The sequence below is a fragment of the Peptoniphilus ovalis genome (assembly GCF_018919265.1).
Classification (GTDB): Bacteria; Bacillota; Clostridia; order Tissierellales; family Peptoniphilaceae; genus Peptoniphilus_A; species Peptoniphilus_A ovalis.
In genome coordinates this window covers 234,083-257,561 of record NZ_JAHLQO010000003.1, presented here as the reverse complement: position 1 = coordinate 257,561, position 23,479 = coordinate 234,083, and the positions used below count along the sequence as shown (strand labels likewise).

Annotated in this window: 22 protein-coding genes; 21 read left to right on the top strand and 1 reads right to left on the bottom strand. The window is 29.8% G+C overall.

The genetic code is table 11. The annotated features are described in order from the left end of the window. The 16 genes from KQI68_RS04870 to KQI68_RS04795 all read left to right on the top strand — a co-directional run bounded on the left by KQI68_RS04870 (position 1) and on the right by KQI68_RS04795 (position 18,401). Positions 1–642, top strand: coding sequence for a site-2 protease family protein (locus tag KQI68_RS04870; RefSeq protein ID WP_216549019.1), 642 nt, complete (start codon positions 1–3; stop codon positions 640–642). Then, positions 621–1,328 (top strand): segregation and condensation protein A, encoded by a 708-nt coding sequence (locus KQI68_RS04865; RefSeq protein WP_216549018.1) that lies wholly within the window; start codon positions 621–623, stop codon positions 1,326–1,328. Before KQI68_RS04870 ends, KQI68_RS04865 begins: the two co-directional genes overlap by 22 nt. Then, entirely contained in the window at positions 1,328–1,855 is a 528-nt protein-coding gene (gene scpB / locus KQI68_RS04860) for an SMC-Scp complex subunit ScpB (protein ID WP_216549017.1), read from the top strand. Before KQI68_RS04865 ends, scpB begins: the two co-directional genes overlap by 1 nt. Next, positions 1,852–2,559: a pseudouridine synthase gene (locus tag KQI68_RS04855; protein ID WP_216549016.1), complete on the top strand. Its 708-nt coding sequence runs from the start codon at positions 1,852–1,854 to the stop codon at positions 2,557–2,559. Before scpB ends, KQI68_RS04855 begins: the two co-directional genes overlap by 4 nt. After that, on the top strand, positions 2,556–3,110 hold the full coding sequence (gene mnmM, locus KQI68_RS04850) for a tRNA 5-(aminomethyl)-2-thiouridylate-methyltransferase MnmM (protein WP_216549015.1): 555 nt from the start codon (positions 2,556–2,558) through the stop codon (positions 3,108–3,110). Before KQI68_RS04855 ends, mnmM begins: the two co-directional genes overlap by 4 nt. 1 nt (position 3,111) lies before the next feature. Then, complete coding sequence (locus KQI68_RS04845; protein WP_216549014.1) at positions 3,112–4,302, top strand: BaiN/RdsA family NAD(P)/FAD-dependent oxidoreductase; 1,191 nt, start codon at positions 3,112–3,114, stop codon at positions 4,300–4,302. 90 nt (positions 4,303–4,392) lie between these two features. Next, the gene (gene cmk, locus KQI68_RS04840) at positions 4,393–5,016 is read left to right on the top strand and encodes a (d)CMP kinase (protein ID WP_216549013.1); all 624 of its coding nucleotides are present in this window, start codon (positions 4,393–4,395) and stop codon (positions 5,014–5,016) included. 3 nt (positions 5,017–5,019) lie between these two features. After that, positions 5,020–5,610, top strand: a complete 591-nt coding sequence (locus KQI68_RS04835; protein WP_216549012.1) for a lysophospholipid acyltransferase family protein — start codon at positions 5,020–5,022, stop codon at positions 5,608–5,610. Further along, positions 5,595–7,793 carry a bifunctional 4-hydroxy-3-methylbut-2-enyl diphosphate reductase/30S ribosomal protein S1 gene (locus KQI68_RS04830; RefSeq protein WP_216549011.1) on the top strand — a complete coding sequence of 733 codons (2,199 nt, stop codon included), beginning with the start codon at positions 5,595–5,597 and terminating at the stop codon, positions 7,791–7,793. Before KQI68_RS04835 ends, KQI68_RS04830 begins: the two co-directional genes overlap by 16 nt. A 159-nt stretch (positions 7,794–7,952) precedes the next feature. Next, on the top strand, positions 7,953–9,119 hold the full coding sequence (locus KQI68_RS04825; protein WP_216549010.1) for an isocitrate/isopropylmalate family dehydrogenase: 1,167 nt from the start codon (positions 7,953–7,955) through the stop codon (positions 9,117–9,119). 55 nt (positions 9,120–9,174) lie between these two features. Beyond that, positions 9,175–10,041: a LysR family transcriptional regulator gene (locus KQI68_RS04820; RefSeq protein WP_216549009.1), complete on the top strand. Its 867-nt coding sequence runs from the start codon at positions 9,175–9,177 to the stop codon at positions 10,039–10,041. Between the two features lie 152 nt (positions 10,042–10,193). Then, positions 10,194–12,467 (top strand): hydratase, encoded by a 2,274-nt coding sequence (locus KQI68_RS04815; RefSeq protein ID WP_216549008.1) that lies wholly within the window; start codon positions 10,194–10,196, stop codon positions 12,465–12,467. A 69-nt stretch (positions 12,468–12,536) separates the two neighbouring features. Then, on the top strand, positions 12,537–14,504 hold the full coding sequence (locus KQI68_RS04810; protein ID WP_216549007.1) for an aconitate hydratase: 1,968 nt from the start codon (positions 12,537–12,539) through the stop codon (positions 14,502–14,504). Next, positions 14,497–15,123: an RraA family protein gene (locus KQI68_RS04805; RefSeq protein WP_216549006.1), complete on the top strand. Its 627-nt coding sequence runs from the start codon at positions 14,497–14,499 to the stop codon at positions 15,121–15,123. Before KQI68_RS04810 ends, KQI68_RS04805 begins: the two co-directional genes overlap by 8 nt. Before the next feature lie 31 nt (positions 15,124–15,154). Beyond that, positions 15,155–17,299: a hydratase gene (locus KQI68_RS04800; protein WP_216549005.1), complete on the top strand. Its 2,145-nt coding sequence runs from the start codon at positions 15,155–15,157 to the stop codon at positions 17,297–17,299. Next, the gene (locus KQI68_RS04795) at positions 17,286–18,401 is read left to right on the top strand and encodes a 2-methylaconitate cis-trans isomerase PrpF family protein (protein ID WP_216549004.1); all 1,116 of its coding nucleotides are present in this window, start codon (positions 17,286–17,288) and stop codon (positions 18,399–18,401) included. Before KQI68_RS04800 ends, KQI68_RS04795 begins: the two co-directional genes overlap by 14 nt. Positions 18,402–18,436: 35 nt before the next feature. Here the strand turns inward: KQI68_RS04795 and KQI68_RS04790 are convergent, their stop codons facing one another. After that, positions 18,437–18,757, bottom strand: coding sequence for a zinc ribbon domain-containing protein YjdM (locus KQI68_RS04790; RefSeq protein WP_216549003.1), 321 nt, complete (start codon positions 18,755–18,757; stop codon positions 18,437–18,439). Between the two features lie 166 nt (positions 18,758–18,923). Here KQI68_RS04790 and KQI68_RS04785 point away from each other — a divergent pair, with 166 nt between their 5' ends. The 5 genes from KQI68_RS04785 (at position 18,924) to KQI68_RS04765 (ending at position 23,479) form a co-directional block, all read left to right on the top strand. Beyond that, on the top strand, positions 18,924–19,487 hold the full coding sequence (locus KQI68_RS04785; protein ID WP_216549002.1) for a DUF5317 domain-containing protein: 564 nt from the start codon (positions 18,924–18,926) through the stop codon (positions 19,485–19,487). Continuing rightward, a complete protein-coding gene (gene cdaA / locus KQI68_RS04780; protein WP_216549001.1) occupies positions 19,484–20,308 on the top strand; it encodes a diadenylate cyclase CdaA in 825 nt (274 codons plus the stop codon). The genes KQI68_RS04785 and cdaA overlap by 4 nt, the downstream gene beginning before the upstream one ends. Then, on the top strand, positions 20,295–21,242 hold the full coding sequence (locus tag KQI68_RS04775) for a CdaR family protein (RefSeq protein WP_216549000.1): 948 nt from the start codon (positions 20,295–20,297) through the stop codon (positions 21,240–21,242). Before cdaA ends, KQI68_RS04775 begins: the two co-directional genes overlap by 14 nt. Before the next feature lie 29 nt (positions 21,243–21,271). Next, positions 21,272–22,717, top strand: a complete 1,446-nt coding sequence (guaB, locus tag KQI68_RS04770; protein ID WP_216548999.1) for an IMP dehydrogenase — start codon at positions 21,272–21,274, stop codon at positions 22,715–22,717. Positions 22,718–22,795: 78 nt separating this feature from the next. Further along, complete coding sequence (locus tag KQI68_RS04765) at positions 22,796–23,479, top strand: response regulator transcription factor (protein ID WP_216548998.1); 684 nt, start codon at positions 22,796–22,798, stop codon at positions 23,477–23,479.

The following is a 23,479-nucleotide window of genomic DNA, read 5'->3' as shown; positions in this document are numbered from 1 at the left end:
TTGAGTAATTTAGCTAATTTGGATATTAAATCACTTATTTATACAATAATTGCACTTTTAGTTGCAATAATTCCTCACGAGATTGCACATGGTTATGTAGCATATCTTTGTGGAGATACAACTGCAAAAGACGATGGAAGATTAAGTTTAAACCCACTAAATCATATAGATCCAGTGGGTTTAATTTCGATGATAGTTTTTAGATTTGGTTGGGCTAAAGCTGTTCCAATTAATCCAAATAGATTCAAAGGTAATAGAAAAATGGCGTCTTTTTTAGTTTCTATAGCTGGCGTTTGTACTAATCTTATAATTGGTACAATTGTTGGAATAATTTTAGTTTATTTACAATACACTAATTCTCCTCTCACACCATTATTTTTTGAAATATTTTGGTACAATATAATGCTTGGAGTTTTTAATCTTGTACCACTCCCTCCACTAGATGGATCAAAGGTAATTGCTACTCTCCTTCCAACAAATCTTGAATTTAAATTTTATAAATATGAAAAATATTTTTATATAGTATTAGTAGTTTTACTTTTTTCAGGAGTTATTTCAAAATTTATATCTCCTATTATTTTTAAGATTATTAACACAATACTAGCACTAGGTATAAATTTATGGAATACAATATTATTTTAAAAACTTATGAAGGTCCTATGGATCTTCTTTTAGCTTTAATAAAAGAAAATGAAATAGATATATATGATATTCCTATTTTTAAAATAACGGAGCAATTTCTAGATTATATAGAAAAGATGAGAGAATTAAATCTTGAACTAACAGCAGATTTTATAGTAATGGCATCAACTCTTCTTGAGATTAAATCAAAAATGCTTCTTCCAAAAAAACAAAAGGAAACTGAAGAAGAGGAAGAAGATCCAAGAAAGGATTTAGTTGAAAGTTTAATCGAATATAAAAAATACAAGGAAGCTTCTGAAATTTTAAAAGAGCAAGAGGAATATGAATCTAAGTCTTACTATAAATTAAAGACAGAGATATTTTCAATTAGCGAGTACGAATTTTTAAAGGATTCTAATGTGGATAAATTATCTAAAGCATTTTTTAATATATTAAAAAGATTTGAGGATACAAATATTATCTCAATTGAAAGAGAAAGATTTAAAGTAGAAGATGCAGTTAGAAGAATTAAAAATTCCATCGTAAAAAATAATAAGATAAAATTTACTGCTTTGTTAGATGACACACTGTATAAGGTCGATGTTATAACTTACTTTTTAGGAATGTTAGAACTTATAAAAAATGAATTTATAATTGCAAAACAAGCTGACAACTACGGAGATATATTAATTGAAAAGAGAGATTAATGGATAAGAATAAATTAAAATCAATTATTGAATCAATATTATTTGTTTGGGGAGATCCTATAAGTCTTGAAGATATTTCTAAAGCTTTAAGTCTTAATAAAAAATATACAAGAGAAATTTTATACGATATGATGGAAAATTATAAAAGAGATGAATCAGGTCTAAGACTTAGAGAAGTTGATGGAAAATTTCAACTTGGAACTAAACCAGAAAATCACGAATTTTTGAAAAAATTAATTAAAGAAAAAAATGAAAAGAATTTATCAAAGCCTGCACTTGAAACTCTATCAATTATTGCCTACAAGCAACCTGTTACAAAGATTGAGGTTGAGGAACTAAGAGGTGTAAATTGTGACAGTACTATTAAGGGATTAATGGATTTTGATTTAATAGAAATATCAGGAAAACTTGATAGAATTGGCCATCCTAATTTATACAGCACAACTGATAAATTCTTACAAAAGTTTGGAATAAAAAATTTAGAAGAATTGCCAGCTCTAGAAGAATTAGAGGAGGAATCTAATTGAGATTACAAAAATTTATGGCTCACGCAGGAGCAGCCTCAAGAAGGAAATGCGAAGAATTTATAAAAGAAGGCCTTGTGAAAGTTAATGATGAAGTTGTAACAGAACTCGGCACAAAAGTTGATCCTAATGTAGATAGAGTCTACTTAAATGGAAAGAGACTTAGACTAGAAAATAAAAATGTATATATCATGTTAAATAAGCCAATTGGAGTTGTTACAACTGCAAGTGACGAAAAGGATAGAGAAACAGTTGTAGATTATGTTCCAAATGATTATAGAGTTTATCCTGTTGGAAGACTTGATATAGATACTACAGGACTTGTGCTTCTCACTAATGATGGAGAGCTTGCAAATATATTAATGCATCCTAAACATGAAATTGGTAAGACTTATATCGTTACAGTTGAAGGAACTCCAAATTCTCATGAACTATCACTTTTAAGAGAAGGACTAGATATTAGAGATTTAAGAACTTCTCCTGCAAATGTGAAAATTTTAAAGAGTTTCAAACAAGATTCAATAATTGAAATTGAAATTTTTGAAGGACAAAACCATCAAGTTAAGAGAATGTTTGATTATATTGGTCATAAAGTAAAAAAATTAAAGAGAATTTCTATGGGTAAGCTTCAATTAAATGATTTGCTTCCAGGAAATTATAGATACTTAACTGAAGAAGAAATAAAATATCTAAAGGGTCTTAAATGATTGTAAAAGACAAATATTTTCAAATAGTAGATGAAGTACTAAAAAACGACTTTTCAGGCAAGATTGCAATTGATGCAACTATAGGTAATGGTCATGACACATTAAAACTTCTAGAAGTAGTAGGAGAAAATGGCTTTGTATATGGATTTGACATTCAAGAGATGGCAATTAATAATACTGAGAAAATAATTTCTAAAAAATATAATAATTATAAATTATTTTTAGAATCACATGAAAATATAGACTTGATAGAATCTTGTGATTTAATAATTTATAATCTAGGATATCTTCCGGGTTCGGATAAAAATAAAATGACTCTTGCAAAATCTACATTAATTTCATTAGGAAAAGCTCTTAAAATTTTAAACGATAAAGGAATAATTATTGTTGTTTCTTATCTAGGTCATGAAAATTCTAAAGAAGAAAGAGAAGCTGTAGATGAATTTATGAAAAATATAAATCAAAAAGAATTTAAAGTTGAAAAAAGAGAATTTTATAATCAAAAACACAATCCTCCAATAACTTATCTAATAGAAAAAATAGGTGAATAAATTGAAAATTGCAATAATAGGAGCGGGCCCAGCTGGGATGATGTGCGCCATTAAAGCTTCTGAAAATCATGAAGTAACATTATTTGAAAAAAATGAAAAACTTGGCAAGAAACTTTTCATCACAGGAAAGGGAAGATGCAATCTAACTAATTATTCGACAGAAGAAGAATTTCTCTTTAATGTTATTAGAAATAAAAGATTTATGTATTCATCAATTTATTCTTTTTCACCTTTTACAACTTACTTTTACTTTGAAGAAGAGGGACTAAAACTTAAAGTTGAAAGAGGAAACAGAGTTTTTCCTCAAAGCGATAGGTCATCTGATGTGATTAAAACTTATAATAAAATTTTAATCAAAAATAATGTGGAGATTAAATTAAATACTGAAATAAAAAGTATTAAGAGAAAAGATGATAAATTCATTTTAAATAATTCTCTAGAATTTGATAAAGTCGTAATAGCAACTGGTGGAATTTCTTATCCTGTAACTGGCTCAACTGGAGATGGTCATAAATTTGCAAAAGAATTTGGTCATAAAATTATTAAACTCAAGCCTGGTCTTAATGGAATACTTTTAAAAAATGAATTTAATCTAGCAGGACTAAGTCTTAAAAATGTTGAGCTTAAAGTTTTAAAAAATAATAAAATAATTTCAAGTGAGTTTGGAGAAATGCTTTTTACTCACAGAGGAATAAGTGGACCAATAGTTTTAACTACAACTAGTAAAATTAACAGAGAAAAAGAATTTAAACTTTATCTTGATTTAAAGCCTGCACTTTCAAATGAAAAACTTGATGAAAGAATCTTAAGAGATTTTGAAAAATATAAAAATAAAGATATTGACAATGCCTTAGTTGATTTACTTCCAAAAGATCTTATAAATTATGTTCTCTATGATGCAAAAATAAATCTCACAAAAAAAGTAAATCAAATTTCAAAAGAAGAAAGAGAAAGTCTTGTGAGTTCAATAAAGAATTTCGAATTAGATTTTCACGACTTAGATTCAATTGATAGAGCAATAATAACTAGTGGCGGAGTTGATGTTAAAGAAATCAATCCAAGTACAATGGAGTCAAAATTAGTAGAGGGACTTTATTTTATTGGCGAGGTTTTAGATGTAGATGCACTTACAGGAGGATTTAATATTCAAATTGCAAACTCAACAGGTTTTATTTGTGGGACAAATCTATAACCTGTGCACTTTACTTATATTCACAAATAAAATATAATATAAATAGCTAATCACTACAGTTAAAGTAGTGGTTTTTTTATGGAGGTTAAAATGAAAATCGCAATAGATGGACCTGCTGGCTCTGGCAAAAGTACAATTGCAAAAGAAGTTGCAAGTAGACTTGGTATAACTTATATTGACACAGGTGCAATGTATAGAGCCATAACTTTAAAATTATTAAATGAAAATGAAAAAGATTTTGAAAAAATTTTAAAAGACACAAAAATTGAATTTAAGGAAGATTTTATTTTCTTAGATGGGAAAGATGTTTCTTCAGAAATAAGAAAAAATGAAATTTCTAATAAAACTTCTGAAATGTCAAAAAATCCATTGATAAGAGAATATCTCGTCGAAATGCAAAGACATATTGCAGAAAATATTGACGTGGTTATGGAAGGAAGAGATATTGGATCAGTTGTTTTAAAAGATGCTGAGCATAAATTTTTCTTAACTGCTGATGTAGAAGTTAGAGCAAGAAGGAGATTTAATCAGTTATTAGAAAAAAATAAAGACATTGAATTTGAAACAGTTTTAGAAGATTTAAAAAAGAGAGATTACAATGACACTCACAGAAAAAATTCTCCTCTAATTCAAACTGACGATGCGATATTAATTGACAGTTCAAATTTAAATTTAGAAGAGACAGTAAATAAAATTTTAGAATATATAAGGTGATTTATGTTTTACAACAATGTTAAAAACTTTGTGGGATTTTTTCTAAAAATTTTATATAAACTAGAAATTTATGGGGAAGAAAATATCCCAAAAGATAATAAAAGACTTATTATTTGCGGCAATCACAGATCTAACTTAGACCCAGTTTTTATTTCGCTAGCTTTTAGAAGACAAGTTTTTTGGATGGCAAAAAAAGAATTATTCGAATTTAAACCACTTGGTTGGTTTTTGACAAAGCTTGGGGCTTTTCCAGTGGATAGACATTCAAATGATATAAAAGCAATAAAAAATTCTTTAAAAATTTTAAAAAACGAAAATGTCTTAGGAATATTTCCTGAGGGGACTAGAGTTAAAGAAATAGACTACAATATGATTAAGTCAGGAGTAGCGCTTATTGCTCAAAAAACAAATTCAGAAGTTTTGCCAATTTTTATAGAATCAGAATATAAATTTTTTAAGCCAATCAGAGTTTATTTTAGACCAAGTGTTGCAATTGAAAGCACAAAAAAATATGATAACGAAGAGTTAGAAAAAATATCTCAAGATATTATGAGAATGGTTTATGGAGAAGAAACTAAATGGAAATTATTGTAGCAGACAAATATGGATTTTGTGGAGGAGTTAAAAGAGCTGTAAAGATGGCTTTTGACAATGCTTCTATTGGTGTTTATTCCTATGGAGATATTGTCCACAATGAGATAGTAGTTTCTGATTTAGAAAATCTTGGAGTCAAGACAATTGATGACACTGATGTAGAAAATTCAAAAGTTATTATTAGAAGTCATGGAGTTCATAAAAAAATTTTAGATGAACTAAGTGAAAAAAATAATGAGATAATTAATTGCGTGTGCCCAAAAGTAGAAAAAATCTATAATATAGTAGATAATTTTTACAAAAAAGGTTATAATATAGTAATTATTGGAAATAAAAATCACCCGGAAGTAATCGGCATTAATTCTTATTGCGACGATAATGCAAAAATAATTTCAGATATGGAAGATTTAGATAAATTAAAATCCATTGATGGAAAAACTGTTGTAGTATCGCAAACTACAAATAATGTAGATTTTTTTGAAAAAGCAATAAATATTATAAAAAATATTTCAAAAGATGAAGTTTTAGTTTATAATACTATATGTGATGCAACTTCTAAAAGACAAGAAAGTATTAGACAATTGTCATCTGTTGTAGATGCAGTAATAGTACTTGGTGGCACTAAAAGTTCCAATACAAAAAAACTTGCAGAAATTGCAAAAATAAATTGTGAAAATGTATTTTTAATTCAATCAATTAATGATATTGATATAAATATATTTAAAAAATTTAATAAAATTGGTATTACCGCCGGAGCATCCACACCGGATAAGGTAATCAAGGAGGCTGTTTGTAGGATGGAAAATTTTGACAAAGGTGAGATGATGGAAGCCATTGATAATTCTTTTAAAAGAATTAGAAAAGGCGAAGTAGTAACTGGAGAAGTTTTATATATAACTGATTCAGAAGTAATGGTAAATCTTGGATACAGATCAGATGGTATCATTTCAAGAGATGAGTTAGCAGGAGGCCCTGACGTTAATCCACAAGATCTATATGAACAAGGTCAAGAAATTGATGTATATGTTCTTAGAATGGATGACGGAGATGGAAATGTTGTATTATCAACAAAAAGAGTTGCTGATATGAAAGTTTGGGATGAAGTTGAAGAACTTTATAACAATAAAGAAAATATTACAGTAACAGTAAAATCACAAGTAAAGGGTGGACTAACTGCCGATTATAATGGTCTAAATGCGTTCATACCAGCATCTCATGTTTCAATAAGATTCCAAAAAGATTTAAGTAAATTTATTGGCGAAGAATTTGAAACAGAAATTATCGATTTTGATAAGAGAAAGAAGAGAATTGTTCTTTCTAGAAAAAATGTTCTTCAAAAAGAAGTTGATGAAAAGAGAGAAGAAGTATACTCTAAACTTCAAGAGGGAGATGTAATTGAAGGAACTGTTCAAAGACTTACTAATTTTGGTGCTTTCGTAGATGTTGGAGGAGTAGATGGATTAATTCATATTTCAGAACTTTCTTGGAATAGAGTTAAACATCCTTCTGATGTAGTTTCTCCAGGAGAAACTGTAAAAGTTCAAGTTCTAAACGTTGATAAAGATAAAAATAGAATTGCTTTAGGTTTAAAACAAACTACTGAAAAACCATGGGATGTATTCACTAATGAAGTATCTGTTGGTGATGTAGTTAAAGGTAAAGTTGTAAACTTACTTGACTTTGGTGCATTCGTAAGATTAGAACAAGGTGTTGATGGACTTCTTCACGTATCTCAAATTTCTAGAGAACATGTTGAAAAACCACAAGACAAACTTTCTGTTGGCGAAGAAGTAACAGTTAAAGTAACAGATATTGATGAAGAAAATCAAAAGATTTCTCTTTCAATGAAAGCTTTAATTGAGCCAGAAGAAAAAGAAGAAGTAAAACAACAACCAAAGGAAAGAAAACCTAGAAGAGAAAGAAAAGCTCCAAAGAGAGAAAAGAGAGTTGAAGAACCAAAACAAGATGAATTCAACATGACTATTGGAGAAATGCTAGGACTTAACTTTGCTGATGCAAATCTTGATTCTGATATAATTGCTGATGAAAAAGAAATATCTAAAAACGACGAAGCTTCTAACGAAGAAGTAAAAGAAGAAGTTGTTGAAGATGTAAATGAAAAAGAAGAAGCTACTGAAGAAACTGTTGAAGTAGAAGAATCTGAAGAAAATACTGAAGAATAAATTTTATATTAAATCTTTAAATTAAGGGGCTTTAGAGCCTCTTTTTTTAATGCAAATAAAGGCTATAGCTTTTTATTATAATATTATTTGATTTTGATATTTCAAATTTCAAGAGATTTAAGATAAAATTTAGTTAAATTAATAACAAGGAGGTTTTGCATGGATAATATAAGTATTGCTCAAGATAAATTTGTAGAACTTATTAAATCTGAATTAGAAAGAATCGAAAGAGTTAAAAGTTCAAAAGAACCTAAAGATTTTTCAAAACTGCATAAAATAAAAATTGGAATATTACCTGGCGATGGGATTGGTCCAATTATTATGGAGCAAGCTGAAAGAGTTTTAAAAGAACTTGCAAAAGAAGAATTTGAATCTGGAAAGTTAGAGCTTGTACATATAGAAGGTATGACTATAGAAAACAGAGTTAAACTTAATCAATCTCTTCCTGACGAAGTAATGGAAGAAGTAAAAAAATGCGATGTTATTTTGAAAGGTCCTATGGTTACTCCAAGACATGGCGAAGGGCTTCCAAATCTTGTATCCGCAAATTCACTATTGAGAAGAGGACTTGATTTATTTGCTGCAGTTAGACCTATAAAGATTCCTGAAAAAAATATTGATTGGACTTTTTTTAGAGAAAATATTGAAGGTGAATATATTTGGGGAAACAAAGGAATTCAAGTCAATGATGATTTAGCAGTTGATTTTAAAGTTCAAACAATGCCTGGAAGTAAAAGACTTGCAAGAGCAGCTTTTGAATTTGCAAGAAAGAATGGAAAGAAAAATGTAACTATTGTAACTAAGGCAAATATAGTTAAACTTGCTGATGGAAACTTTATAAAGGCTGTTAGAGAAGTTGGAGAAGATTATCCTGAAATTGAGATTCAAGAAAGACTTGTAGATGCAATGGCTGCAAAGATGATGGATTCTGAATTCAATAAAGGAATAGAAGTTATTGTTCTTCCAAATCTATATGGAGATATAGTTACTGATGTGGCAGCAGAACACCAAGGTGGATTAGGAACTGCATCTTCTTCTAATATTGGAGATCAGTATGGGCTTTTCGAAGCAATTCACGGAACAGCACCTTTTTTAATTGAACATGGAAGAGGAGAATATGCTGATCCTTCAAGCTTAATTAGAGCTGCTGGGCAAATGTTAGTTCATATTGGTTACAAAGATAAAAATGATATATTAGAAGAAGCCTTTGAGATTTGTACTAAAAAAGAAAGAAAAGTTGTACTGACAACTTACAAAGAAGATGCAAGTACAAGAGAATTTACCGATTATTTAATAGAAACAATACAAAAATTAAAATCTAATTAATATCTAATTATTTATTGCCTCCTGTATTTGATAAAATAAATAATAGGAGGTAATTATGAGAGATTTTGATTGGAAAATTCTATACGAATTATATAAAAACCCAAATATGACTAAAGTAGCAGACTTACTATATATTTCACAACCTTCTCTTTCTAAAAGGATTCAAAACATGGAAGAAGAATTTGATATTTCAATATTTAATAGAACTTCACAAGGTTTGGAATTTACAAAAGAAGGAGAATATCTTGCCAACAGAGCAAAGATATATTTGGATTTTATTGTGGATACTGAAAATAAACTACACGAAATAAAAACAACTGAAGAAAAAGAAATTATCATAGGTTCAGCTTATACTTACACTAGATATGAACTTCTAGATATACTTTCTGAATATTATGGAACTAATTCAGATGTAAACATAAAAATTGTAAATGAACAAAGTAATATTTTATTTAGAAAAGTTTTAGAAGATGAAATAGATCTTGCCTTTGTTAGAGGAGATTATGAAGGAAAATTTGAAAGAATTCTTGTTGCAGAGGATAATTGTTATTTAGTTTCAAAAAATCCTTTAGAAATTTCTGAGATTCCCAACAAAAGTCGAATTGATTTTAAAACTAATGACAAGAGTTTGGAGCTAATTAAAAATTGGTGGGAAGAAGAATTTAAATTTAGTATGGAGCCTAAAACTAGTGTGAAGTATTTGGATTTTGCACTGAATTTAGTTTCTAAAGATTTGGGATATTTAATTTGTTTCTTGCCTAAAAATTATAAAAATGATCTTGGATTAAATTTAAAACCATTATATTACAAAGATGAAAGTCCAGTTACAAGAAAATCATGGCTAATCTATTTAAAATCAAGAAGAGAGAAGAAAATAGTCTCAAAATTTATTGATTTTATAGATGAAAGATATAAAATTTAAATCTAATATAAGTATTTATTATAGGTCATATTAATTTTTCATATTTTATATATACCTTATTATAATATAGAATTAAAATTGATTAATTGTCTAATTACTTAGTATCTTGGACGAATCTGAGATTAAAATATTATTAAGATGAGGAGTTAAAATTGGTAAAGTTATATGAAAAAGGTGCCTTTCTTCTAAATGGCACAGAAATTATTGATGAAAATGATGTTGAACAGGTAAAAGCTAAACTTGATGGAGTAACTAAAGAAGATGCCAAAAAGGGAACTATTGCTTATGGCATTTTAGAAGCACACAACCAGGGCGATGATTTAGAAAATTTAAATATTAAATTTGATGCACTTACATCACATGACATAACTTTTGTTGGTATTATTCAAACAGCAAGAGCATCTGGAATGGAAAAATTTCCTGTTCCTTACATTTTGACAAATTGTCACAATTCACTTTCTGCAGTAGGTGGAACAATAAATGAAGACGACCATGTATTTGGTCTAACTGCAGCTAAAAAATATGGTGGAATTTATGTACCTCCACATATGGCTGTTATTCATCAATTTATGAGAGAAGAATATGCTGGATGTGGAAAGATGATACTTGGTTCTGACTCTCACACTAGATATGGTGCATTAGGTACTATGGCTATTGGAGAAGGTGGCGGAGAACTAGTAAAACAAATCCTTGAAGACACTTATGACATTAAATATCCAGGTGTTGTTGGAATTTATCTAGATAATAAACCAAATCCTGGAGTAGGTCCACAAGATATTGCTCTTGCAATTATTGGAGAAGTTTTCAAAAATGGATATGTTAAAAATAAAGTAATGGAATTCGTTGGTCCTGGAGTTTCTAATCTAAAAACTGATTTTAGAAATGGTGTTGATGTAATGACAACTGAAACAACTTGTTTAACATCAATTTGGAGAACTGACGAAGATACTAAAGAATTCTTAAAAACTCACAATAGAGAAGATGAATACAAAGAGCTTAATCCTGAAAAAGTAGCTTATTACGATGGAATGGTTTATGTGGATTTATCTAAAGTTAAACCAATGATTGCACTGCCTTTCCACCCATCTAACACATATACTATTGATGAGTTAAATGCAAATTTAGAAGATATTTTAAGAACTGTTGAGCTTGAAGCTCAAAGAATTACCGATAATCCAAATATTGATTTTGATTTATTAAGTAAAATAAAAGATAACAAATTATATGTGCAACAAGCAATCATCGCTGGTTGTGCTGGTGGAACATATTCAAATATTATGGAAGCTGCAAACATTCTAAAGGGACATTCAACTGGTAATGAAGAGTTCGCATTATCTGTATATCCTTCATCACAACCTATTTTTATGGAATTAATTAAAAATGGTACTATGAATGATTTAATGGCTTCTGGTGCAGCAGTTAAGACTGCTTTCTGTGGACCTTGCTTTGGTGCAGGAGACACTCCAGCTAACAATTCATTAAGTATTAGACATACAACTAGAAATTTCCCTAATAGAGAAGGATCTAAACCTATTCAAGGACAAATGTCTGGTGTTGCGTTAATGGATGCTCGCTCAATTGCTGCTACTGCAAGAAACAAAGGTATATTAACATCTGCAGAAGTTTATGCAGAAGAATATGAATTACCAAAATACTCTTATGATGACAGCGCATATAGATCCAAAGTTTATAATGGATTCAAAAATGAAAATAGTGAATCTGAACTTATTTATGGTCCAAATATTAAAGACTGGCCAGAAATGCCTGAGCTAACTGACAACATTCTTCTTAAAGTTTGTTCAAAAATTCTTGATCCAGTTACAACTACTGATGAATTAATTCCTTCTGGAGAAACTTCATCATATCGTTCAAACCCACTTGGACTTGCTGAGTTTACATTATCAAGAAGAGATCCAGAATATGTTGGAAGAAGTAAAGTTGTAAATGAACTTGAAAAATCTAGACAAAATGGAGATCTTGAACTTGATGATAAACTTAAAGAAGTTTATGATAAAATTTCTGAAAAATTTGGCGAAATTGATCCAAACAAAACAGAAATTGGTTCAATGATTTATGCAATTAAACCTGGTGATGGGTCAGCGAGAGAACAAGCTGCTAGCTGTCAAAGAGTGCTTGGTGGACTTGCTAACATCTGTAAGGAATATGCTACAAAGAGATATCGTTCAAATGTAATTAACTGGGGTATGATTCCTTTCCAAATGAAGGAAGATGCAGAGTTTGAAGTTGGAGATTATATCTTTGTACCGGGAATTAGAGATGCAATAGATAATAATCTTGATGACATCAAAGCCTATGTAATTGGTGATGAAATTAAAGAAATTTCACTTTATATTGAGCCACTTACAGATAATGAAAAAGAAATTATTAAAGAAGGTTCATTAATCAACTTTAATAGAAATAAATAATATTAAGAACTCGAAAGAAAAATATCTTTCGAGTTTTTTTATAGAAAATTAAAATTAGGAGAGATAAAAATGGGAAAATCCTTAACAGAAAAAATTATAGAAACTCATCTTGTAAAAGGTGAGATGAAACCTGGAGAAGAAATATTTATTAATATTGATCAAACTATGACTCACGATATAAATGCAGTTATGACATATCTAGCCTTTGAACAAATAGGTCTAGATAGAATTGGAATTAAAACTGCAGTCAGTCACTTGGATCACAATTTATTGTACATAAATACAAATACACCTGATGATCACATCTATTTACAAACGGCTGCAAAAAGATATGGAGTTAATGTATCAAGACCTGGAAATGGAATTTGTCACACTATTCAATCGGCAAGATTTGCAGTACCAGGAGAAATCTTAATGGGAGGAGATTCTCATACGCCTCATTCAGGATCTATGGGCATGCTTGCAATTGGAGTTGGTGGAATGGATGTTGCTACTGCTATGACGGGACTTCCAATGAGAATAACTATGCCTAGAGTGATTAATGTAAAATTAACTGGAAAATTAAAACCAGGAGTTAATTCCAAAGAAATAATTCTTGAAATGCTTAGAATAGTAAGCATTAAGGGAGGACTTGGAAATGTATATGAATATACAGGAGATGCATTAAAAAATTTAGAAGTTCCGCAAAGAGCAACTATTACAAATATGGGAGCAGAACTTGGAGCAACTTCTTCAATTTTTCCTGCAGATGAAATGGTCTTTAAATATATGAAAGCTCAAGGTAGAGAAGATGAATTCAAAGAAATGCTTCCTGATGAAGATGCAAAATATTCTGAAGTGATAGATATAAATTTATCTGAGCTTGAACCACTAATTGCTCTTCCACATCAACCAGACAATGTAGTCAAACTAAAAGATGCTGAAAAAGAAAAAGTTCAACAAGTTTTTATAGGTTCTTGTACTAATACATCTTATGCAGATGTTGCAAAGGCAGCACTTGTTTTTAAAGGAAGAAAAGTAAATGAAAATGTATCTTGTACAATGGCAATTTCTTCAAAACAAATTTATAAATCACTTTTAAAAGATGGTTATATAGATATGCTTCTTGATGCTGGTGTAAGGCTTTTAGAATTTGCATGTGGACCATGTTGTGCAATTGGTCAAACTCCTGCAACAGATGGAGTTGCTCTTAGAACATCGAATAGAAATTTTAAAGGTCGTGCAGGTTCTCCATCAGCTAAAATTTATTTAGTTTCTCCTGAAACTGCAGCTGCAAGTGCTATAACAGGAACTTTTACATCAGCTGAAGAAATTTTAAAAGATAATATAAATATTTTAGATGAAATTGTTGAGCCAAATGAATATTATATTGATGATTCTTTGATCATTAAACCATTGCCACTTGAAGAAGCTAAAGAAGTTGAAGTTATAAAGGGACCTAATATTAAACACTTGCCAATACCTGAAGTTCCAAAGGAAAATGTAATACTTCCAGTTTCACTTAAGACCGTAGATAATATTTCCACAGATGATATAACTCCTGCAAGTGCAGAGTTTTCTTCAATGAGATCAAATATTCCTGAAATGAGTAAGTATTGCTACTTTAGATATGACAGTAGCTTCTCACAAAGAGCAAAGGATATGGGAGAATCTATAATTATTGGTGGAGAAAATTACGGACAAGGCTCATCAAGAGAGCATGCAGCAATTAATCCTATGTATCTTGGAGTAAAAATTGTACTTGCAAAATCAATAGCAAGAATTCATAAATCAAATCTTCTAAATCATGGAATTATCCCAATGATTTTTGAAGATAAATCAGATTATGATAAAATTGAACTTTTTGACGAATTAGAAATAGATAATTTAAGAGAAGGAATAAAAAATAAGAGAGTTCTTATCAAATGCTCTAATAAGAATTTAGAATTTTATGCAAAACTAGAACTCACAGAAAATGAAATTGAGGTTGCATTAGCTGGTGGACAATTGCAATTTTTAAAGAAAGAGTTAAAGGAAAGAGGAATTATAAGTGAATAGTTTACTTCAAAAATTAAAAGATTTCTCTACACCTGAAATATGCGATGCAGTTTCAAGAAAAATTAATTTAAATCCAGCTATTAAGCAAGTGGTTGGAAATAAAAAAATTGTTGGGAAAGCTCTAACTGTAGATGTTCCTTATGGCGAAGGCTTAATTGTCACAAATGCAATTGAAAAGATACAAAAGGGTGATGTAATTGTTATCTCGGGAAAGGGAAATATAGAAACATCTTATTGGGGAGACCACAGAAGTATTTGCGCAAAATTTATGAAGGCAGAAGCAGTTGTAATAGATGGCGCAATGAGAGATATAGATGCTTGCGAAGAAGTGGGCTTTCCAATATTTGCTAGAGGTATAACTCCAAGAACTGCAAATAAAACTGGTGAGGGTAGCATAAATGTAGAAATAAATTGTGGTGGAATAAATATAAGTCCAGGAGATATTATTTTCTGTGATAGGAATGGTGTTATTGCATTAAAACCTGATGAAATACAAGATGCAATTGAAAAAGCTTTAGATAAAAGAAAAAATGAAGAGTATACAATTAATAAGATGTTTGAAACTGGGAAAGTTTTGCCGAGAATAATAAAGAGGAATGAAAATGGTAAAAATAATTGATGAAGGAGTAGTATTAGATAGATCTTGAAACTTGTCTAAAGATAAAGATAAATCTCTTATAAAAAATACAATATCCTATAGAATAATTAAAAATCATAATTACAGTGGCAATAGTGAGGACTTAAATTTAAAGTTTGATGCATTGGTTTCACCTGATAATAATTATGTAAGCATTCTTCAAAGTTTAGATGCCATAGGTATTAAAAAATTTCCGATTCCCTATGTACTTTCAAATTGTCACAATTCTCTTGGAGCTGTTGGTGGTACTAATAATGAAGATGACCATATGTATGGAATTGACAATGCAAAAAAATATGGCGGTATTTTCATACCACCTTATAAGGCAATTTTACATCAATTTATGAGAGAAGAAATGGCAGGTTGTGGCAAGATGATTCTTGGCTCAGATTCTCATACTCGTTACGGTGCTCTTGGAACAATGGGGTTTGGTGAAGGTGGAGGAGAAATTGTAAAGCAAGTGCTTGGACAAACTTATGAGATTAAGATGCCTAAAATTATTGCAATTAAACTCACTGGAAAACCTAAAAAGGGAATTGGTCCAATGGATTTAGCTCTGACAATAATAGGAAAAGCAAAAGAAAATAATATTTTAAAAAATAATATTTTAGAATTTATTGGAGATGGAATTAAAAGTCTTTCAATGGATTTTAGAATGGGAACTGATGTTATGACTACAGAATCTGGAGCTCTATCAAGTATTTGGAAAACTGATGAAAAGACAAGGGAGTATTTAGAACTTCATGGTAGAGAAGACGAGTACAAAAAATTAGAAATAGAAGAAAAGGCTTATTACGATGGGTTTATTGAAATAAATTTATATGAATTAGAGTCTATGATGGCGCTACCATTTCATCCATCAAATGTGGTCTCTATAAAAGAATTTAATAAAAACCCAAGAAAATATTTAGAAAAAGTACAAAAAGATATTGATGAAATTAAAGAAGATAATGAATTTAAATTAATTGATAAGCTCGACGAAAATGGTTTTAAAATTGACCAAGCTTTAATATCAGGTTGTGCTGGGGGTATTTTTGAAAATATTTCACAGGCTAGAGATATTTTAAAAGGCTTTACAATAAGGGCAAATTCTCCACCTCTTGGAATTCATCCCGCGAGCCAGCCTGTATTTCAAGACATGGTAAAGACGGGAGTTGCCAGTGATTTAATGGATTCAGGAGTTACTATTAGACCTACAATTTGTGGCCCATGTTTTGGAGTTACAGATGTTCCTTCAACTAACCAAATTTCAATAAGACATGTCATTAGAAATTTTAGAGGACGTGAAGGAAATAAATTATCATCGGGTCAAATTGTTGGAACAATTTTAATGGACGCCCGCTCCATTGCTGCTACAATTAGAAATAATGGATATATTATAGCAGCTACTGATTTAGATGTTGAATATGAAGAGATTAATCAAAGTTACAATATAAATTATTATAAAGAGCAAGTTTTAAACTGTTATAGAAAGGAAAATTTTGAAGTAAATATTAGGAAGGGTCCAAATATTACAGATTGGCCAGAGATACCGGAGCTTAAAAATAATTTAATTTTAAAAGTAATAGGTAATTATAAAGAGGTTACAACTGATGATCTTTCTCCATCAGCTGATGCAGTTACATTTCGCTCAAATCCACTTAAACTTGCAGAATTTACAATGATTAATAAAGATAAAAACTTTGTCGAAAAATCAAAAAAAATTAAAGATGATGAAAACTTAAAAAATATTTTAAAAGAAATTTCGGAAAAATATAATATTAATAAAAATGACATAGGGATAAATGGAGTATTAGTTGGAAATAATGTTGGCGATGGTTCTTCTAGAGAACAAGCCGCATCAAGTCAAAAGATTTTAGGAATTGATACAAATATTGCAGGTACATTTGCAACTAAAAGATATCGCTCTAATTTAATTAATTGGGGAATATTACCAATAATTTCTAAAGAATTTAATATTTTAGAAGAGGGGGATGTCTTATTTATCGAAAATGTTTATAATATCATTGAAAATTCAGAAGATGATTTTGAAGTAAAAATTATAAATAAAGGTAATTCAATTATTTCTAATTTAGGTTCAATGACTGAAGATGAGAAAGAGATATTAAAAAGCGGATGTTTAATTAATTATAATAGGAGGAAATATGCAAAAATTTAAAACAGTATTTATGCGTGGTGGAACTAGCAAGGGTTGTATGTTTTTAGAACAAGACTTACCAAAGGATAGGTCCACATGGGATGAGTTATTTATAAAAGTTATGGGATCACCAAACCCTTCTCAAATTGATGGTATGGGTGGATGTGTATCTTCTAACAATAAAATAGTTATTGTCTCCAAAAGTGATAGAGAAGATTCAGATATAGATTATTTAGTTGGACAAGTAGTTGTTGGGAAAAATCAAATCGATTATACTTCCAACTGTGGAAATATGACTGCTGCTGTTGGACCTTTTGCAGTTGAAGAAGGTTTAATTAAAGGTGAATATCCAAAAACTACATTAAAACTTTTTAATAAGAACACTGAAAAATATATTGAAACAGAAGTACCAATTGATAAAGAAACAAATTCATTTTCAAATTATGGAGAAACAAAAATTGCAGGAGTAGATGGAACTTCAGGAGAAGTTAAAGTTAGCTTTTTAAATCCTTCTGGATCTAAGACAGGTAAGTTACTTCCTACTGGAAATGCAGTTGATGAACTTGATATTGAAGGATTTGGAAAAATTAAGGTAAGCATAAATGATGTTTCAAATCCAATGGTATTAGTGAGAGCTGAAGATATTGGGCTTGATGGTACTGAAATGCCTCATGATGCAGATAAAAAGACTGAAGCAATGGAACTTTTAGAAAAAATAAGAGGAAAAGCTGCAGTAATTATGGGATTTGCAAAAGATTTAGATGATGCAAGAGAAAATTCTCCAGCTATTCCTAAAATTGGTTTTATTACAAAACCAAAGTCGTATACAGGTCTTGGAGGTAATAAAATAAATGAAGATGAAATGGATGTTTGTGTAAGAATTCTATCAATTTTTAAAACTCATAAAGCATCTCCTTTAACATCAGCTTGTGCTATTGCAGTTTCATCAAATATTAAGGGCAGCTTATTAAATGAAATGGCACCTAATAAAAAGAGAATTCGATTAGGTCATCCAAGTGGAATTATGGAACTTGAAACTGATATGGATGATTTAGATGTTAAAAAAGTTTCTGTTATAAGGACAGCAAGAAGAATAATGGATGGAAATGTGTATATAAAATAAATAAAACCTCCCATGCTAGTGCATAGGAGGTAATTTTATGCTTTTTTAACTACTGAAGATTTTAAATAAATTCCGCCGAATTCCTTAGTCTTTGCTTCGATATCATGACCATTAACTTCTTCATCTAAGATTTTAATATTATTAACTTTAGTTCCTCTTTTCATAGTGTCATTGCCAAATTTTAAATCTTTTATTGTAATTACACTATCTCCACTTTGAAGTTCATTGCCATTACTATCTAAAGTTTTTGCTTCTTCAAGAGAAAGATCTGTCCACACATGTCCACACTCTGGACAATTATAAGCTACATTATCACTATAACCATAATCGGAGCCACAATTTGGGCATTTATACATTTATATCATCCTTTCTTTTATTTGATTATATAAGAAAATTTTACAAAGCACAATTGAAAAAGGTATTTGTGATATAATTAGTAATAAATATTTTATAAATTTTTTCATTTAATAAAAATAATGTTAATGTAAATTATTTGTGATATTATAAAAACATGGTGATAAAATGATTATAGAATCAGCTTTAATTGCGATATTAATTTTATTTTTTATAAAGGATAAAAATTTAGATAATCTTAAAAGCTTTAAATACAAAAATATTTCCTTAGTTTTTATGGGAATAATTTTATTATTTAGTATTAATTCTTTAACTGGAAAAGATTTTGGCAAAGTTACAGATTTTGTTGTAAAATATTATAAATATTTTCATATTTTATCTATTTTTTTAATAGGAATATCACTTTTATCAAATTATAGGAATTTTGGATTTGTTATTACTGGTATTGGAATTTTTTTAAATGTAATTCCAATCATTTTTAACGGAAAGATGCCTGTAAGTTTAAGTGCATTACATAAAATTGGAAATGAAAGAGTAATAGATATTTTAATTAACAATAGAAGCTTAAGTCATGGAATTTTTGAAAAACCGAAATTTTATTTTTTATCTGACATTATTCCAATTAATAAAATCATAGGGTCGTCAACTATTATAAGCATTGGAGATATATTTATTTCATTGGGATTAATAATTGCAGTAATCCTAATTGTAAAGGACAGAGGTGTCAAATGACAAGATTAGCAAATATTATTAACATAGTAAATTTAAGAGATGTAATAGATATTTTAATCGTTGCAGTCCTTATATATTTTGTTTTGAAACTCATTCGAAATACTAGAGCTGAGCAAGTTTTTAAAGGAGTTCTTTTAATTTTACTATTTATAAAAATTTCACAATTTTTCCAACTTTATACAGTAAATTGGGTATTTTCAAGATTTATAAATGATGGTATAGTTGCTATTATTGTATTATTTCAACCTGAAATTAGAAGAGGGCTTCAATATCTTGGCCTTACTTCTAATATTAAAAATAACTTCGGTCAGAACAAAAAAGTCGTACCTGAAAGTGTTGAAGAAATTATTTCGGCTGTTGGATCTCTTGCAAGACAAAAAATTGGGGCTCTTATAGTAATTGAAAATCAAGTTGGTTTAAGTGAAGTTATTGAAACTGGAACAGAAATAAACGGGAAGGTCAGCAGTGGTCTTTTAATTAATATTTTTATTCCTAACACTCCGCTTCACGATGGGGCAGTAATTATAAAGGGATCTCAAATAAAAGCTGCAGCTTGTTTCTTACCTCTATCAGACAATCAAAAGATTTCTAAACTTCTTGGAACAAGACATAGAGCTGGAATTGGAATTTCAGAAAAATCAGACTGCTTAAGTATAATGGTTTCTGAAGAGAATGGAAGTATCTCCACTGCTCAAAATGGTGTAATCTCAAGGTATTTGGATTTGGAAACATTAGAGACTAAATTAATGGAGCTTTACAGTCCAGACTTTTTAACTAATCCATTAATTTCAAAAATGAGGGGAAAAAATGAAGAAGATTGATTTTAAAAAAGATAAAAGCTTTGCAATGAAAGTTCTCTCAATTATTTTTGCTATAATACTGTGGTCTTATGTAAGAAGTGAAGCAAATTTCGTTACTACTATGAATTATAGGGGAATAGATGTTACTTATGAAGGCCTATCAAATTTAAAAAATAAAAACTTGACAATTATCTCTCCTAAATCTCAAACAGTAGATGTTAAGTTACAAGGGTATAATTCCTATATGAGAAATGCAAATCGAGATGGAGTTTCTGCAAAAGTCGATCTAAGTAATTTAACTGAAGGAGAACATTCTGTGCCAGTTAATGTTTCATACATTGATCTTGGAATTACAGTTACAAACGTCTCACCTAGAAGCATTCCTTTTAAGATTGACAAAATCGTAGAAGATACTTTTGATGTTACAATAAATACCATCAATAAACCTGAAAAAGGATTAAGTGTTGGAGAAATTTCAAATTCAGAACAAATTAAAATTTCTGGACCAAGCACAGTTGTAAGTAAAATAAGTAAAGTTGAGTCTGTTATTGATACTGCAGAACTAACAGAAACATCTACAGTAAATGCAGAAATAGTTGCTTATGATGATACAGGAAAAGCTTTAGAGGGTCTTACTATGACGCCTTCTACTTTAAAGGTTGAAGTTCCAATACTAAAGAGCAAAAATGTTCCTGTAACATTAAATATTACAGAAAATTCTATAAAAGATGGATATCAGTATAAAATTGAGCCAAATTCTATTACAATTAGAGGAAATACTGATGTAATTGAATCAATTAATTCTATAGAAACTTATCCAATTAATTTAGATAGTGTTGAAAGTAGGAATAATATAAGACTAAAGCTTCCTGAAAAGGTAAGTTTAGTTGATGAAAATATAACCTTTAAACTCACTGAAGTTCAAGGTGAAAATGAAATAGTTATAAATAATTAAAAAAGTTTAATAAATAATTAGGAGGAAATATGGAATACTTTGGAGAAGGATTAACATTTGACGATATTTTATTAGTGCCTGCAAAATCAGAGGTTTTACCTAATGAGGTAGATCTTTCTACGAATTTAACTAATAAGATTAAACTAAATATACCACTAATGTCTGCAGGTATGGACACTGTTACTGAGCATAGAATGTCTATTGCAATGGCAAGAGAAGGTGGAATTGGAATAATTCACAAAAATATGTCAATTGAAGAACAAGTTGACGAAGTTGATAAAGTTAAAAGATCTGAACATGGAGTTATTACTGATCCATTTTCTTTGACAAAAGACCACACAATTAAAGATGCATCTGATTTAATGGAAAGATATAGAATTTCAGGCGTGCCTATAGTAACTGAAAAAGGCGTACTTGAAGGAATTATTACAAATAGAGATATTAGATTTGAAACAGATCTTTCTAAAACAATTTCAGAAGTAATGACAACAGAAGATTTAATAACAGGAGCTCCTGATATTTCTCTAGAAGAAGCTCTAGTAGTTTTAAAAAAATATAAAATAGAAAAACTTCCTTTAGTTGATAAAGACAAAGTATTAAAGGGACTTATAACTATAAAAGATATTGAAAAACATGAACAATATCCAAACTCTGCAAGAGACTCGAGCGGAAGACTTTTAGCAGGAGCTGCAGTTGGAGCAACTATGGATGTTCTTGAAAGAGTTGATGCTCTTGTAAAAGCTAAGGCAGATGTACTTGTAATTGATACAGCACATGGTCAATCTAAAAATGTATTAAATACAATTAGAAATATTAAAGGAGCTTTTCCTGATTTACAACTTATAGCTGGAAATGTTGCAACTTATGAAGGTACAAGGGATTTAATTAAAGCTGGAGCAGATTGCGTTAAGATTGGTATTGGACCTGGTTCAATTTGTACAACTAGAGTTGTAACAGGTATTGGAGTTCCACAAATTACTGCTATTATGGAAGCTTACAAGGCAGCAAAAGAATTTGACACACCAATTATTGCAGATGGTGGTATTAAGTTCTCAGGAGATGTGTCAAAAGCTCTAGCAGCAGGTGGAAATGTCGTAATGATGGGTTCACTTTTTGCAGGAACTGAAGAATCTCCAGGAGAAGAAATTTTCGTAGAAGGAAGAAGATTTAAAGCTTATAGAGGAATGGGATCACTTGGAGCAATGAGCGCTGGATCATCTGATAGATATTTCCAAACTGGAACTAAAAAATATGTACCAGAAGGTGTTGAAGGTAGAGTTCCATTTAAGGGTAAAGTTGGAGATATAGTTTATCAACTTGTTGGTGGAGTTAAATCTGCAATGGGTTATCTTGGAGCAAAGGATCTTGAAACACTTAGAAGAGAAGCAAAATATGTAAGAATCACTCAAGCTTCACTAACTGAATCCCATCCACATAATATTACTATTACAAGAGAAGCACCTAATTATTATTAATTTATTAACTTTATAAAGTCCACTCCAATTGAATTTGGGGTGGATTTTATTTATAATTAGAGGACAAGGAGTGATATTTTGAAAACGAAAATTTTATTGGTTGAAGATGAAGAATCAATTAGAAAATTTGTTAAAATAAATCTCGAAAGAGAAGGCTATAAAATCTTTGAAGCTGGAAGTGGCGAAGAAGGTGTAGAAATTGCAAGAGCAGAAAGACCTGATGTTGTAGTACTAGACATAATGCTTCCAGGAATAGATGGTTTTGAAGTTTGTAAAATATTAAGAGAAGAGTTTCCAAGTCTTGGAATCATAATGCTTACTGCAAAGGCAGAAGATTATGATAAAATCATGGGACTTCAATATGGAACTGATGATTATTTGACTAAGCCTTTTAATCCAACAGAACTTACACTTAGAATTAAATCATTGGAGAGAAGACTTGAATCAGATGAAGAAGATGAATCAAATTTAATTATCGACGAGCCTTTTAAGCTTGATTCCTATTCTAGAAAATTTTATAAAGATGGAATAGAACTTGAACTAACTCCAACAGAATATCAAATTATAAAAATATTTATGTCAAATCCCGGAAAAGCCCTTACTAGAGATGAACTCCTTACTAAAGTTTGGGGAGATGATTTTCTAGGGGACTCTAAAATTGTCGATGTAAATATTAGAAGATTGCGTTCAAAAATAGAAGAAAATCCTGCTAAACCTAAATTTATTGAAACAGTATGGGGTACAGGATACAGGTGGAAGTAG